The organism is Alteromonas sp. G4i13 (genome assembly GCF_054960505.1).
Genome location: NZ_JBHNYX010000028.1, coordinates 26,918 through 42,234 on the forward strand (window position 1 = coordinate 26,918; position 15,317 = coordinate 42,234).

Annotated in this window: 12 protein-coding genes; 7 read left to right on the top strand and 5 right to left on the bottom strand. The window is 46.0% G+C overall.

The window, feature by feature from the left end; translation table 11 throughout:
- The first annotated feature begins 4 nt into the window (after positions 1-4).
- Entirely contained in the window at positions 5-928 is a 924-nt protein-coding gene (locus ACFI6J_RS14130; RefSeq protein ID WP_039225115.1) for a DUF808 domain-containing protein, read from the top strand.
- 372 nt (positions 929-1,300) lie between these two features.
- The gene (locus ACFI6J_RS14135; RefSeq protein ID WP_014975460.1) at positions 1,301-1,585 is read left to right on the top strand and encodes a hypothetical protein; all 285 of its coding nucleotides are present in this window, start codon (positions 1,301-1,303) and stop codon (positions 1,583-1,585) included.
- Positions 1,586-1,852: 267 nt separating this feature from the next.
- Here the strand turns inward: ACFI6J_RS14135 and mrcB are convergent, their stop codons facing one another.
- Positions 1,853-4,204 (bottom strand): penicillin-binding protein 1B, encoded by a 2,352-nt coding sequence (mrcB, locus tag ACFI6J_RS14140; protein WP_239220011.1) that lies wholly within the window; start codon positions 4,202-4,204, stop codon positions 1,853-1,855.
- Between the two features lie 267 nt (positions 4,205-4,471).
- On the opposite strand from mrcB, the gene ACFI6J_RS14145 reads away from it, so the two are divergent.
- A complete protein-coding gene (locus ACFI6J_RS14145; RefSeq protein ID WP_462586234.1) occupies positions 4,472-5,755 on the top strand; it encodes a lytic murein transglycosylase in 1,284 nt (427 codons plus the stop codon).
- Between the two features lie 76 nt (positions 5,756-5,831).
- On the opposite strand, the gene ACFI6J_RS14150 is transcribed toward ACFI6J_RS14145, so the two are convergent.
- Positions 5,832-6,656: a DUF4198 domain-containing protein gene (locus ACFI6J_RS14150; RefSeq protein ID WP_458733443.1), complete on the bottom strand. Its 825-nt coding sequence runs from the start codon at positions 6,654-6,656 to the stop codon at positions 5,832-5,834.
- A 194-nt stretch (positions 6,657-6,850) separates the two neighbouring features.
- A complete protein-coding gene (gene hrpB / locus ACFI6J_RS14155) occupies positions 6,851-9,547 on the bottom strand; it encodes an ATP-dependent helicase HrpB (protein WP_462586235.1) in 2,697 nt (898 codons plus the stop codon).
- 156 nt (positions 9,548-9,703) lie between these two features.
- Here hrpB and thpR point away from each other — a divergent pair, with 156 nt between their 5' ends.
- Both thpR and purU read left to right on the top strand, forming a co-directional pair.
- A complete protein-coding gene (gene thpR, locus ACFI6J_RS14160) occupies positions 9,704-10,357 on the top strand; it encodes an RNA 2',3'-cyclic phosphodiesterase (protein WP_101563344.1) in 654 nt (217 codons plus the stop codon).
- A 185-nt stretch (positions 10,358-10,542) separates the two neighbouring features.
- Positions 10,543-11,397: a formyltetrahydrofolate deformylase gene (gene purU / locus ACFI6J_RS14165; protein ID WP_014947992.1), complete on the top strand. Its 855-nt coding sequence runs from the start codon at positions 10,543-10,545 to the stop codon at positions 11,395-11,397.
- 79 nt (positions 11,398-11,476) lie between these two features.
- Here purU and ACFI6J_RS14170 read toward each other — a convergent pair whose 3' ends face one another.
- Complete coding sequence (locus ACFI6J_RS14170) at positions 11,477-11,917, bottom strand: hypothetical protein (protein ID WP_462586236.1); 441 nt, start codon at positions 11,915-11,917, stop codon at positions 11,477-11,479.
- 130 nt (positions 11,918-12,047) lie between these two features.
- Positions 12,048-12,566: a YgjV family protein gene (locus tag ACFI6J_RS14175; RefSeq protein ID WP_014947990.1), complete on the bottom strand. Its 519-nt coding sequence runs from the start codon at positions 12,564-12,566 to the stop codon at positions 12,048-12,050.
- Between ACFI6J_RS14175 and ACFI6J_RS14180 the strand changes: the two genes are divergently transcribed.
- Entirely contained in the window at positions 12,565-12,750 is a 186-nt protein-coding gene (locus tag ACFI6J_RS14180; RefSeq protein WP_014975451.1) for a hypothetical protein, read from the top strand. The genes ACFI6J_RS14175 and ACFI6J_RS14180 overlap by 2 nt on opposite strands.
- A 69-nt stretch (positions 12,751-12,819) precedes the next feature.
- Positions 12,820-15,009, top strand: coding sequence for a M3 family metallopeptidase (locus tag ACFI6J_RS14185; RefSeq protein ID WP_168532956.1), 2,190 nt, complete (start codon positions 12,820-12,822; stop codon positions 15,007-15,009).
- The last annotated feature ends 308 nt before the right edge of the window (positions 15,010-15,317 follow it).

The window sequence follows — 15,317 nt, forward strand, 5'->3', positions numbered from 1 at the left end:
CGACGTGGCCGCAGCTAACTTACTTGCCCTACTTGATGATATAGCAACGTTAATGGACGACATCGCAACCATGTCGAAAGTCGCTGCGCAAAAAACAGCGGGCGTTTTGGGCGACGATTTAGCGGTAAACGCCGACCAGGTCCAAGGCGTTAAAGCAGACCGAGAGCTACCTGTTGTATGGGCAGTAGCAAAAGGCTCACTTATTAATAAAGCAATATTGGTTCCTGCGGCATTAGCCATCAGTGCTTTTGTGCCCTCACTTATAACCGTCCTTTTGGTACTGGGCGGGTTATATTTATGTTTTGAAGGTGCAGAAAAACTACTGCACAAATATCTTCCCCACGAAGATGAAGAAAAAACACGAGAAGCCAGAATAGAAGCGCTTACCCACGAAGATGTGGATATGGTAGCTTTTGAGAAAGATAAAATAAAAGGCGCTATACGCACAGACTTTATACTGTCTGCTGAAATTATTGTAATTGCATTAGGCACAGTGACCGATGCAACACTTACTACGCAAATTGGTGTACTAGTAGCACTAAGCTTAGCGATTACCCTTGGCGTTTATGGGCTGGTAGCGGCACTAGTTAAAATGGACGATGTTGGGCTTTACATGCTTCGCAAGTCGTTAACAGGTTCAATGAACACCCTTCAACGATTTATTGGCAGAGCGTTATTAGTTGCCGCCCCCGCATTAATGAAAACCCTTGCGGTTGTAGGCACTGTTGCTATGTTTTTAGTCGGTGGTGGCATCCTCACACACAGCATTGGCTTTTTGCACGTTATTACCGACTGGTTTACCGCACTTATCCCAGACGCATCGCTGGTTATGTCTATACTTGCTGATGGTGTTGTTGGTATTGCTGCTGGTGTGATCATTGCGCTAGTAATGACAATGGTTTCACAATTTAGAAGTAAAGCGTCCTAGACCTATTCACTCTTTTATACATTGGCGGCGCTGCTCTTCTTTATAGACTAGCGCCCCTATTTCTGACCTTTCTCATGGTCACCAGTGTCGCTGCGCAAGTGTTAAAAAATTTGCGTTAGTCATTTTGACCACCTCTACATTAAATTCGCTAAATTTTAGTATTTCTTTAATTCCTCAATTCCACCTTTATTTTTTACTAAAAGTTAAAATTCATTAAATTCATATACTTACCTTATTTTTACGAGTTGGCACATCCCTCGCTATAAACTAATTGTTAATTGATAACGACTTATTATCGAAACCTTTAGCAACATGATAGCTGCCACGCAGTATGTTCAAGTGCAGTGTCTAACTTAATTTTTGGAGATTACTATGTTTATCGGTCGCAAAACTTTCACTGCACTAACTTTAGCAACTAGCGTATTGGGCGCATCAGCGTTCGCTGACGACACTCAGAACAACATTGTTTCGCATACAGATTTTATCGTTGAAAGCGCCATGCATGACGTAAAGCAGAACTTGGACCTAGGCGTGACTTATGACGTGTTAACTGCAAGCCATACGTTTGAGCCAGAAGTAGAAGAAGCAAATGCATTGGTTGCTGACATCACTATTACGCCGATTGAGCCTATCAGCTCAGACGATAACGACGCATAAGGAGAATGCACATGTTAACCGCCGCAACCCTATTTATGGTGGTACTCGGACCGGTTATTGCGTTTGTAGTCAGTGCGCTGGTGTTTTCAACAGCGCGCCTATTCCTTCAGAAAGGTCACTGAAAACGCAATAAAAACAAATAGGAACCTAACCGACTACCGCTAAAAGATTTGCCTTCCCTGGGCCTTTTACTCCAGAGGGAGATAGAAAGCACGGACTGTATCCCAGCCAAGTGATTGTGTTTTCTATCTTCTTACTGGAGTTTTTTTATCCGAATATCCGTTCCCACCAGCTTTTATCATCCTTGTCGCTGTCTTTGTCTACAGGACGGCCTGAACAATCTTGTTGAGGTGGAGGAAGCACATCCAAAATAGCCGGTACGCTTAAACTCCCAGCACATCCTGCAACCACAACCGCGCCGGTCTTGGCGTCAAAATGTGCAATGCCTAAGCCTTTTGGGAAACGCCTTGATAATGACTTGGGTGACTGAGATTTCATGTAGTTTATGAAGACGGGTAAGGCTCCACCTGCCCCGGTTAAATTAACCGGCTGGTTATCGTCGTTACCCACCCACACTGTAACAACGTTATTTCTATCAAAGCCACTAAACCAGCTGTCGCGATAATCATCTGTGGTGCCCGTTTTGCCGGCCATATTCACATTGCCAAAATTCCAGCCAATGCGCTTTGCAGTACCTTCTGTGGTTACCTTGTATAAGGCGTAGTTAAGCAGATAGGTTGCCGCTTCATCGGTGCGCTGAGCGAAAAATTCAGCCTTTTTCCAAAGCAGTGCATTATCAGCCGTAACTACAGACGTCACCGTATGAAGAGGTATATAACGTCCATCATTTGATAGGGTTTGATACATTTGATTGGTACTAAAAGGGGTCAATTCAAAAGCGCCAAGGGTCAACGACGGTACTTTATCTACGGGGGTGGTTATCCCTAATCGCTCTATCGTATCGGCTAGCGCATCAAGCCCTATCTGCATGCCTAAATTAACCGTAGGTATATTTAAAGACTCGACTAGCCCTTGAAGTAATGGCACCTGCCCTCTGAACTCTTTATCGTAGTTTTGCGGCGACCACGTTTTTCCATTTCGACTTTCAAGGGTAATGGGTTCGTCTTTAAGCGGCGTTGCCAAGTTAAACTGTGTTGGATCTTCTAGTGCGGTTAAGTAAACCGCAGGTTTAATCAACGAGCCTATAGGGCGTTTTGCGTCTAGTGCTCGGTTAAAGCCTTTGAACGCAAAGTCTTTTCCGCCAACGATAGCGCGTACTTCACCACTTGCACTATCTGTGACTACCATTGCACCCTGTAATGGCACTTTCCTGTCTTTTTGCAAACCGTCTAGCGTACCCGACAATGCACTTTCAGCGCGGCGCTGGGCTACGATATCAAGTGTTGTAAACACTTTTACGCCCGAATCTCTTAAGCTAGGCTCAGCCAGAATTTCATTGAGTTCCCGACGAACCTGCTCCATGAAAGCAGGGTGTTTACCGCTTGCTAAGCTAGCCCCACTGGCGAGCCCTAACGGCATATTCACAAAACGTTCGTAGTCTTGACGACTAATTTCATTTTCATCAAACAGCATGCGCAACACTAAATCACGACGCTCTTTCGTGCGCTCAGCATATTTGCGTGGGTTGTAATAAGATGGGCCTTTAATAATAGCAACCAACGTGGCTATTTCGGGCGTACTTAGCTCGTTAGCTGGTCGGTCAAAATAGAAATAGCTGGCAAGTCCAAAACCATGTACGGCCATATCGCCATTTTGCCCCAAAAACACTTCGTTTAAGTACGCTTCAATAATTTCTGATTTGCTGTAACGGGCATCAATGATCACCGCCATAATGGCTTCTTTTGCCTTACGCACAATGGAGCGCTCACGGGTTAAAAACATGTTTTTAACCAGCTGCTGCGTTAGCGTACTGCCGCCTTGAACCGTTCGTCCGGCTGCAATGTTTGCCATTAGAGCCCGCAATATTGAAAGCGGCGCAACGCCATGGTGATTATAAAAATTGCGGTCTTCCACCAGGGTTAGCGCTTTTGGCAACATTTCAGGAATGGTGTCTAACGTTACCAGCATACGGTCTTCTTGAGACCCGCTTGTCATGCGCGTTACTAACCAGGGTTCTAGCTTTGCAGAACCATACGGGCGGCCTTGCGACTTGTCATAAATTTCCCCAATACGTGCACCTTCCCACGTGATCACTAAATGACGCAGAGGCTCTGCGCCTTCTGGAAACTGAAACGCACGGCGCTGCACAGTCAGCACCTTATTTTGATAGCTATATTCACCGCTACTGTCGGCAAAGGTTACCTTGCGGTAGCCCAGCAAATTGAGCTCATCAATGACTTCTTGGGGCGTTATCTCTTCACCTTTGCTGATTTCCAACGGACGGGCGAAGATCTGCGCGGGAACTTCCCATTTATTTCCAGAGAACGCATGCTTAATTTGGGCGTCAAGGTAGAAGGCATAGGCCCCAAGCACAACCAAACCAATAAGAGTGACTCGCCAAAACAGTTTGAAAAACCACGAGCGCTTGGCCGAGCCTTTGCCATTGCTTGATGCTTTACTTTTTGAAGATGGATTGTCTTTTGTCTGTCTTTTTGCCACGTGAAAACGCCATGAAGATCATTGAGGATGACATCGCACATATTGCGATATGGATTTAACGAACGCCTTTAAAACGTTAGTTTTATTAGTATCAACATTACCATTCGGGCCGCCTCTCAACAACTGTTTCCAAATATGCACACTCCGAATTTGTATACTTCTGAAACGTCCCATGGCGCTAATATGTTGAAGGACAAAAATGAATTTTACTCGCGTTTCACGGTCACAATGCGATAGCATGCTGGCAAGTAACACAGGAACCGTACTATGCGCTTAGCTTCATTTAAGTCTTCTTTTTTCTCTACTCGTTCGCCTAAAGGGGCCAAGTCTTACGCCTCATTTCTTCGACCGTCACTTCGCACGTCTATGGCGCTGCTTCTCGCGGGTGCGACAATGAATTCAGCGCTAGCCAATGAACAATTCGCTAGCTGCACCGCAGCGCTTGCTGATAAAGCCAAGCAGGAAGGGGTTAGCCAGCGGACTATCGATGATGTGTTTCCTCGTCTTGTTCACCAAGACCGTGTGATTGAGCTAGACCGAAGCCAACCAGAATTTGTACAAACGTTTCCGGGGTATTTCAGCAAGCGCGTTACCGACTGGCGTACCGAAAAAGGTAAAGAGATGTATGCAAAGCACGACAAGCTTTTGCATAAGCTAAGTGAAAAATACGGCGTGCCTCCTCATTATCTGCTCGCTTTTTGGGGGCTAGAAACAAACTTTGGCTCTTACAAAGGCAAAATGCCGGTACTCGATTCGCTTGCCACTTTAGCGTGTGATAAGCGACGAAGCACCTACTTCACCCAAGAGTTTCTTGTTGCTGTGAAATTGATGGAGCGAGAGAAGCTGCAAAAAGAAGACATGATTGGCTCGTGGGCCGGTGCAATGGGGCACACCCAATTTATGCCTTCGGCCTATACCCACTACGCTATTGATGGCGATGGCGACGGACAGATAAACTTGTGGGCAAGTGAAGAAGATGCGTTGTCTTCTGCGGCAAACTTTCTTGCCAACTTGGGTTGGGAGCGTAGCTTCCGCTGGGGTCGTGAAGTGCAACTGCCTGAGAACTTTGACTATCAAGAGTCAGGCTATAAAAATAGAAAATCTCTCAGTGAATGGCACGCCCAAGGCGTGAAAAAAGCTGATGGTTCTGAGCTGGGCGAAGGCGACACTACCGCCTATGTTATTGTGCCTGCTGGTCATAACGGCCCCGCCTTTATCGCCTACAAAAACTTCCGCGTTATTATGCGCTGGAACAACTCAGAGTTTTATGCCATTGCCGTGGGTGTATTGGCCGACCGTATTGCTGGCGCTTCTGGCATTAAAGCCACGTTACCTGATTTACCTGCGTACAATCGCAAAGATATTATTGCCCTTCAAAGCAAGCTGAATGATTTGGGCTTTGATGTGGGTAAGCCTGACGGCATTATTGGCCCCGCTACCCGTGAAGGCATTCGCAATTACCAAATTAGTAACAACATGATTGCGGATGGGTTCCCAGGACTTGAAGTGATGGCTTCACTTAATATCGACCTTGAAACGACGACTTCTTAAATTTCATATATGCTGCGCCATTTCTGGCGCGCATTCACTGTTTGGTATTTTCAGTGGCCTACAAGGTGTATACCACTCACTTTGTTGGTGACTGAAAGTACTCAAACGTTAGGCTTGAAAAATAGGTTTCGAAATCTGCAGCCGAGCTATTTGTAAGTGGGACTCCCCAAACTGTATTCAGAATTACAGGTCCTTCGACGTCAAATTTAAATGTCGCCTTGCCCTCACTATCCGTTTTAACCGCTTGCTCTTTAGCGCTGTGATCAACCAAGGAATACGCATCGATAAGCGCGTTACTCAAAGGCTTACCTTTAAATAATACCTGAACAGATAGCGTGTTTCCTGCAAGCTTGTAAGGATGTTCAAGAGGCACTATTTCCAATGTGTGGCCAATGGGTTTTAATACGTTGTTCGTTACCGCATCGCCAACTTGCACAATGGTTTTCGCCTTTCTAGAGTACAGCTCTTTGCCGGCGATATCGTTTTGTCCCCTTGCCTCGCGGTGCGCCAATACCTCAGTTAAGCCTTCTTCTTTTGCATACTGATTAAACTTCTTCGCTTTTAATGTGCTTGTGGCGTGATAGCTTTCAAACCCTATGACGTGAGTACCGGGTGAGAGCTTTGTTGTTTTTGCCATGCCGGGAAGCATTGAGGTTTTAGGTATAACACTGGCAGCCATATCAGTCACACCGTCAGAAGAGTAGGTGCGCAACGCGACTATTCTATCCCATGCAAGGTTCCAATGAGAGGTATCTTCCTTATGACCCACTTTAAACTGCAATGCCAGCGAATTCGGTTCTTGAGAACGATATGCTGTGGGTTCTAGCCAAAAATCGTGAGCTTGAACGTTAATTGAAGTAGCAAATAAAAAAGCAGCAGTGGCAATACAAGATAGTTTCATTGCGTAGTTTAACCTGTAAATAAGAGTGAGGTTTCATACTCCAACTTAGCGCAAGTTTCAGCGCACGACCACTGTCGTAAAAAACATACTGTGTACGAAACTGGCATATAGGAAAATGGCGTATAGATACTACTTTTGTTTAAAATAAACAAAAATCACCTGAAAACGAGGGTTCGTGTAGCCGTATCAGCGCGCTACATATGCTTTTTTGTTTTGCTGGTCGGCGATGCATTTGCGGGGTCATCTGGCCAAAAGTGCTTTGGATAGCGCCCCTTCATTTCTTTTTGTATTTCCTTATAACTGCCATGCCAAAAGGCGGCTAAATCACTGGTGGTTTGTAATGGCCTACCTGCTGGCGACAGCAGCTCACATACAACGGTAATTCGCCCACCCGCTATCGTTAATGGCGTGCCTTGAGAATATAACTCTGGCATTTTGACCGACAGCACCACATCTCCATTATCGCGATAATCCAGGCTAGCCTCTCTGCCGGTTGGAATAGTCACGTGAGTTGGCAAGAGTGTGGCTAAGGCATCTTGTTGAGGCCAAGAAAGACCATTATTCAAGGCTGTTTTCCACGGTAACTGCTTAAGGTTTTTGATGTTTTTACAGTTTTTTAAGACGGGTGCTAAACTGTCTTTGGCCTCGTGCACGAGAGCGTTCAATGACGACGGCCACGGCTCGGGTTCATCGAAGGCTTTGTCTTGTGGCAAATTGAGCTTCCCAGCCATTGCCACTCTTCGCCACCATTGCCAGTCTGCGTCAGAAAGCGGCCAGCTTGATAGAGGAAGTGCATCAAGGTAGGCGAACCATGCGTTGCATAACGCATCATCCCAGAATGCTTTTTCACGACTTTTTTCCTGTCCAGAAACCGGTGTGCTATTTAACGTTATCTCATAAAAGCCCGTACTTACTCTGGCTTCCATTACCCCAGTATCGCTGTTAAGAATAACGCTGCGCTTTTCTTTGAACGCGTCAGGAAAGGCTAAACGTAACCAGCTTTCAGGCACTGACTGTGCCAAGCGTATTGCCACCGTGCTTTTTATCAGCTGCCCATCAAGCACTGCCAGCCATGGTCCATCGCCATTTTCGCTCTCATTAAAAATGGACGCACTACCAGCAGCAGTGAGCTCTGCACCTTTGCCACTTGCCAGTTTGTATTCGACTATACCGGTCTTAGGCTTACCATTTGTTGTATTCGAGCTCTCTGCCGATTTATCTGACGCACTGCGCCTATAGCCCACCTGCAAAGGAAATGCGATAGCGATACAAAGCCCAAGTGCTTGCTCGTCTAGTTCGTTAATATCAGGCTTAAAGCGTTGTGCTTTTCCATCATTATTTTGCACGTAGCGCGCATAACGGGAAGCTTGCTGTGTAAGCTGACTGCGCGTGATGCTATTAGCGTTTAGCAGCGCATCCATGACATTTGTTGCGCCGCCCACACTGACATTACTTTCGCTAAGGGCCACAACAAAAGGTGCGGCGTGGCGAAGCGCTTCGTTGTCATCAGCACTAAGTCCATCAATCCCTTGTTTAACGGTCAGCAATAAGTGGGCTAAATGGGGCTGACAGGGTAACTGGGCCAGCGCTCTTCCATAGGGAGTAATGCTGGATTGTGAGATAGCATTAACCCGCTGAAGCTTTTGTTGTGCGACCTGCTGCTGCGCTTGTGTAGGCTTCGTCAACAATGCCAAGGTATCTGGGCTACTGCCCCAGGCTAAGGTATCAAGCAAAAAGCTACTTAAGTCTTCCTTTTCAATTTGCGCCGCATTGTATTTGGCCAAACGCTCGAAGCTGCTTTTGCTACACAAACGATAGCAGGTTCCGGCCATTACACGCCCCGCGCGCCCCGCTCTTTGAATGGCGGATGCTTGCGAAATGCGCTGCTGGGTAAGCGCAGTTATGTCACTGGACGGATGATACTGAGCACTGTTTTCCCATAGGCTATCAATAACCACCGTCACGCCTTCAATGGTAAGACTCGTTTCAGCAATATTGGTAGATAATATGACTTTTCGTCTGCCTTGCGGGTCTGGCGTAATAGCGGCTTGTTGCACAGATTTACTTAACGCTCCATAGAGCATGTGAACGGCCATGTCCGCACTCTCAGCTAACCCTTTTATTTCTTTGGCAACAGCATTGATGCTTCCTCGCCCAGGAAGGAAAACCAAAATATCACCGTCGTGTTCGCCTACGGCCTGCTTTATGATATTGCAGGTTTTGGGTACTAACTCATGCGCCTGCACATCTTGTGTGTAGCGGATGTCAACGGGAAACATGCGCCCTTGCGTATTCAAGTTTACCACTGGCGGCACGCTATGCGCATTGAGCAACATTTGAAGGGGTGCTACATCCAAGGTAGCCGACATTACAACTAATCGTAAGTCATCGCGAAGCCCAGACTGTACTTCAAGCGCTAGTGCCAAACCGAAGTCACTGTGAATACTGCGTTCATGAAATTCATCGAAGACGATAGCGGCTACTCCATCAAGCTCAGGGTCTTGCTGAATCATGCGAGTCAGCACCCCTTCGGTTATGATCTCAAGCCGAGTGGCAGACGATGTTTTCGACTCCCCTTTAATGCGATAGCCAACCGTTTCGCCCACATTTTCATTTAATTGCTTAGCTAAATAGTCCGCAAGGTTTCTCACCACCACGCGCCGTGGCTGCATAAGTAATATTTTTCCTTTAAGCGATGATTTCAGCAGTGACAAAGGAAGTACGGTGGACTTTCCCGCGCCCGGAGGAGCCCCTATGATGACGTTGCTAGCGGCTACAGCTTCTTCAAGCGGCGTAACGAGTTCATAAGCGGGTAAGTGAGAAAACGGCTGTAACATAAAGGGCATAAAGGTGTTATAAGTTGATGTGTATAGTGTACCTGATTTGAGCAATGCACCCGAACCTCACTGCTATTTTTTTAGATTTGGCAAATAGCTCAATACTTGCGTCTTGTTTTGGAAATCGCAGGTAGCGCCATGATAAACTTAGGTTTATATGGGCATTAACGTGATGTACAAGCTAAAGGGCAAATTGGAAGGAGGAAAGCTATGCGAAGCTTTATTGGTTTAGATCTTAGCGCCACAGAAAAACTTGCTCTAGATAGCTGGCGCCAACAGGCATTGCCTGAAGTTATGCCCCGTCAATGGGTAAAAAGCGAGTATACCCGCTCTCGAAAGTCTACCAATGCGCGCTACGACAACACCAATAGCCAAGGGCCCGCGCAACCGTACGCAGTGCCGGCGGCGAACTTCCACATAACGCTTAGCTTTTTAGGTGAGATAAATCACCGGCAGCACGAAGCGTTGGTGTATGAACTCGATCAGCTTGTGAGCGAACCCTTTTCTCTAACCCTCGATGCGACGGGATTATGGAACGGCCCTAAGATACTCTTCGCTTCGCCGACAGATGCGCCAAAGGCGCTAGGTGAACTCGCCAAATTGTCGCGAAAAGCAGCCCGCAAGGCGGCAATAGAGGTAGAAAGTAGAGAATATAAGCCTCACGTTACGCTTGTTAGAAAGGCTACGTCGAGCTTGCCTCTTCCCCTTTACAGCCCCAATGTAGACGTTCACGTTTCGGCATTTCACCTTTTTGAGTCTGTCTCTACACCGCAAGGGGTAGTCTACCCTATCCGCCAGTCTTGGCCGTTAAAACACAATATGTCGGTAAGAGAAAAGCTGCGCCGAGGGATAACCGACGAGTAAAGGCAAACGCAATACCGTGCTGACTTGGGTAAATTGATGTCCATTTGACTCGCACCTTTTGAGCTTAAGACCTCATGTGATTATGAGTTATAGCAATTTAAGCTGGTTTAAAGTAGCGCGTCGCCTTTACAACACATGGCGGCACAGGTAAAAAGAAAGCCTGTTTTTTTATTCAAACTGCCCAAATGCAACAAACATTTAGATTAGTAATAGACTGCCCAGACCAAATTGGGCTCGTTGCCAGCGTGTCGCAATTTTTGGCCGACCATAACGCTACCATCGTTGAAGCAAGCCATCACACTGACTTACAAACCGGCCGCTTTTTCATGCGCCATGAAATTAGCACCGACTCGCTAAAGTTAGATCATCAAAGCTTTGTTAAAGAATTCACCCCGCTTGCTAACGAATATCAGATGAACTGGAAGCTGAGCGACTCCAGCAAAAAACAGCGCGTCGCTCTGCTTGCCAGCCTTGAGTCTCACTGTTTAGTTGACCTGCTTCACCGCTGGCACACAGGCGAACTACACTGTGATATTCCGGTTATTATTGGCAACCACCCGCAAATGAAACAGTTTGCAGACTGGTACAAAGTCCCTTTCCATTGGGTAGACTTTAAAGCGTTAGGGAAAGAAGCCGCTTTTGCGCAAATCACGACTTTACTTCAAGAATACAAAATTGATTTGACCGTGCTTGCCCGCTTTATGCAGATTTTACCTGATACGCTTTGCCAAGAATTGCAAGGTAAAGCCATTAACATTCACCACAGCTTCTTGCCGAGCTTTGCAGGTGCTAAGCCTTACCAGCAAGCCTATGATCGCGGCGTAAAGTTAATCGGCGCAACCTGTCACTACGTAACTAAAGATTTAGATGAAGGCCCTATTATTGAGCAAAGCGTTAAGCGTATTAGTCACAGCGACAGTGCAGCTGATATGGTGCGTAAGGGTAAAGATTGTGAAGTAACGGCATTAGCTCATGGCGTGCGCTACCACTTAGAAGACCGCGTGATTATTCACAGAAATAAGACCGTGGTGTTTGCGTAAGTTTTTACACTGATAAAATAAAAAAAGCCCGCGAGTAAACATTACTTTCGGGCTTCTCTTTACACTTTTTTCGCTTTATTTAGACATTCTTTTTTACGTTGTTAAATCCATCATCACCTAGCACCACTTGAAGTCTCGCTTTTATTACGGCTTCCTTATGAGGATAGTGAAAGTCGAACCCTTTACCGTTGCCGCTTTCCAAAATGACTCCAAGGTAATGGTGAGAAAAATTAAGCGCATAGATAGTATTGGCGTTCACCCTGAGGGGCTGGCGTTCAAGTCCCTGTAAAAAATGAAACACCACAAAATCACCATCTTTTTCTATCAATTTTTCAACGGGATATCTATTACCGAAGCGCCTGCTTCTTAAATAAGAGAAAAAGCCTATACATAGCCCAACACTACCTAGGGTAGCCGCGAGTTTAACTTCACCTTCTGCAGTGATATTTAAAATAAAAAGAGCCAGTAGAAATGCTGGAACACCAAGAAATAGTGCCTTGTCGATGGGTTTGCGTTGCATCGTCTTCCCTGTGAAAGTTTGATTCCCTTTAAAGACGCAATAAATCACAAAGCGGCTATGGTTTCAATACATCCACATTCTTGTCATTAGGTTAGTGCAGTTATCGGTCTGACATGAACTATTTTATGCTTCAAACAGGGCTGGTACGCATGGCACGTCTTAGCTTCATGTAATACCACAGGTTCGAGGCTGCAAACAGGGCTTCAGTAATGGCTAATCCCCACGTTTGCGTAATTATTCCGTACGCAGTGAAGTTGATGGAGCCAATGATCATGCATACCCTTAAACCCGCTTCCTTGCAGTGAAGTTCACCAAACCGGTACGCCATAAAAGTTAACACCGGCATAGCTTCAACTAACGATGTTTTACCGGTTAGGTTATTCACCGTCAGCACAATAACCATCATAGAGATTAATGTAATGTAGGTTGCCACAGGAGACAGAAGTTTTTGTTTTATTAAACGATAACTGGTACTCAGCCCCGCCACCGTAATTACTACAGCTCCTCCCCACGCTTGCTCGAAAACCAAAAGTGAGCCAATAGCAATACATAACCCTAAATTCAGTAGCAGTAATTTACGTTCAGTGTTCGACCAAAAGGAGGCCAAAGCGAATGCAACGGGAAACGCGTGAAGAAGTAATTCAAACATGATGATCACAGTAAAAAAGTCAGTGGTTTACGAGCTGCGGAAGACAGCTATTCAGAACGCGCGCAGTGTAATTTCCAACCAGCATAAAGCCAATCAAAATTTGACCAATTTCGACGAATTGCATATCAGCGCGATTTCTCTTCAAACCGCTGTACTGCAAGGAATTACGTTAAAGAGCATTTAACTTATTTTTACATTATCTTAAGATGGTTTTTGTCATAAAACGTATAGATAAAAACAGACAGGAAAACTCATGGGTAAATTTAAATCATCACTCACCGCTATGGCGGTTGTGGTTGCACTCGGTGCATGTTCAGAACAAAAAGCACCTGAGACCACCAGCACAGATGTACAAAATACAGCGACATCTCAACAAGCACAGTTTGATAACGTGCTGCTTCAAGAGTTTAAAGGCCCGTACGGTGGCGTGCCTGCTTTCGATAAAATGAATTTGGAAGATTTGAAGCCTGCGCTAGAAAAAGCCATGGAACTGAATCTTAAAGAGATCGAAGCCATCGCAAATAACGAAGCGCCACCAACGTTTGAAAACGTCATTGTTGAAATGGAGCGCGCAGGTGCAGAGCTTGGACGCGTATTCACGTATTACGGCATTTGGAGCTCAAACAAGTCTAGCCCTGAATTCCGCGAAATTCAGGCCGAGATGTCACCAAAACTGTCAGCTTTCTTCACTCAAATTACGCAAAATGAAAAACTCTTTGAAAGAGTGAAAGCGGTGTACGAGTCTGATGAACTGAAATCGCTCACGCCAGAAGAACAGCGTATTACGTGGATGACTTACAACAGCTTCGCGCGCAACGGTGCAACGTTAGATGGCGAAGCGAAAAAGCGCTATGCTGAAATTAACCAAGAACTTGCTACTCTGCACACCAAGTTTTCTAACAACGTGCTAGCAGACGAAGAAAACTACGTTACTTATATTACTGAAGACCAGCTTGACGGCCTACCCGCTTCGTTTGTAAAGGCAGCTAAAGCGGCAGCAGAGTCTCGCGGCGAAGAAGGTAAGTATGCGATTACCAATACGCGTTCGTCTATGGACCCGTTCTTGACCTACTCAACCAATCGTGAGCTTCGCGAAAAAGTATGGCGTACTTACTACAACCGCGGTGACAATGCCGACGAGTTTGATAACAATGACATTATCAAGCGCATCCTAACCCTTCGAGATGAGCGCGTTGAGCTGTTAGGTTACGAAAATTACGCACAGTGGCGTTTAGAAGATCGTATGGCGAAGAATCCAGAAAACGCCATGGATCTGATGATGAAAGTATGGCCTGCCGCTATTGCTCGCGTTGAAGAAGAAGTGGCCGACATGCAGGCCATTGCCGATGAAGAAGGTGCAGACATTACTATTGCGCCATGGGACTACCGCTTCTATGCAGAAAAAGTGCGCCAAGCGAAGTACGACCTAGATTCAAACGAAGTAAAGCAGTACTTACAGCTTGATAAGCTGCGCGAAGCGATGTTTTACGTTGCAGGTCGCTTGTTCAACTTCAACTTCACACCTGTTGAAGAAGGCAAAGTACCCGTTTTCCACGAAGACGTGAAAGTATGGGAAGTAACTGACAAAGACAGCGGTGAGCATATCGGTCTTTGGTACCTTGACCCATTCTCACGCCAAGGTAAACGCTCTGGTGCTTGGGCAACGACGTATCGCTCTTACACCACGTTCGATGGTAAGAAGACCGTATTGTCTTCAAACAACTCGAACTTCGTGAAAGGTGCTGATGGCGAAGCTACACTTATTTCGTGGGATGATGCTGAAACCTACTTCCATGAATTTGGTCATGCCCTTCACTTCTTAGCGTCTGACGTAGAATACCCGTCTTCGCATTCTGGCGTACGCGATTACACTGAGTTCCAGTCTCAGTTATTAGAGCGCTGGTTGACCACCGATGAGGTAATCAACACCTATCTGGTTCACCATGAAACAGGCGAGCCAATTCCAGCAGAACTAGTTGAAAAGATTAAGAAGGCCTCAACCTTTAATGAAGGCTTCAAAACCACTGAGTACATGGCTTCTGCCATTATGGACCTGAAGTATCATACTACCGATCCTAGCAAGATTGACCCTGATACTTTTGAGCGTGAAGAGCTTAAGAAGCTTGGTATGCCAGAAGAAATCGTTATGCGTCACCGTTCACCTCACTTCGGTCACGTGTTCTCGGGTGAAGGTTATGCTGCGGCCTATTACGGCTACATGTGGGCAGAAGTTCTTACAGCTGACGCAGCAGAAGCCTTTATGGAAGCACCGGGTGGTTTCTACGATAAAGAAGTAGGCGATCGCTTAGTGAAATATCTATTCGCCGTACGTAACGCAATGGATCCAGCTGAAGCATATCGCAAGTTTCGTGGTCGTGACGCCAAGGTAGACGCATTGATGCGTGACCGTGGTTTCCCTATTCCTAAGGAAAGCAAAGAGTAAGTTAACGCACTTACCCTTCCTAGGTCCTGTTGTTATTCGCTGTACATCAAAGAGCAACAGGCCCTAGCTGTGGCTAATTAAATATTTAGCTTCAGTACGCCATTGGCCCTCTTGCTTTCTTCGTAAAGCAGAGGGCTTTTTTATAACTGACGTTTTTGTAAAGCCTCATCTTTCTATTGACCTATTGGTCAATTATGCTTCACAATCTCTTTGCCCTAGCAAAAAGTATAAACCTTGCAGGGAAAAGGTCGATAACTTGTCTGCGCTTTAAAAATAACAATAGCACTAGCGTAAGAATCAGAGAGTAG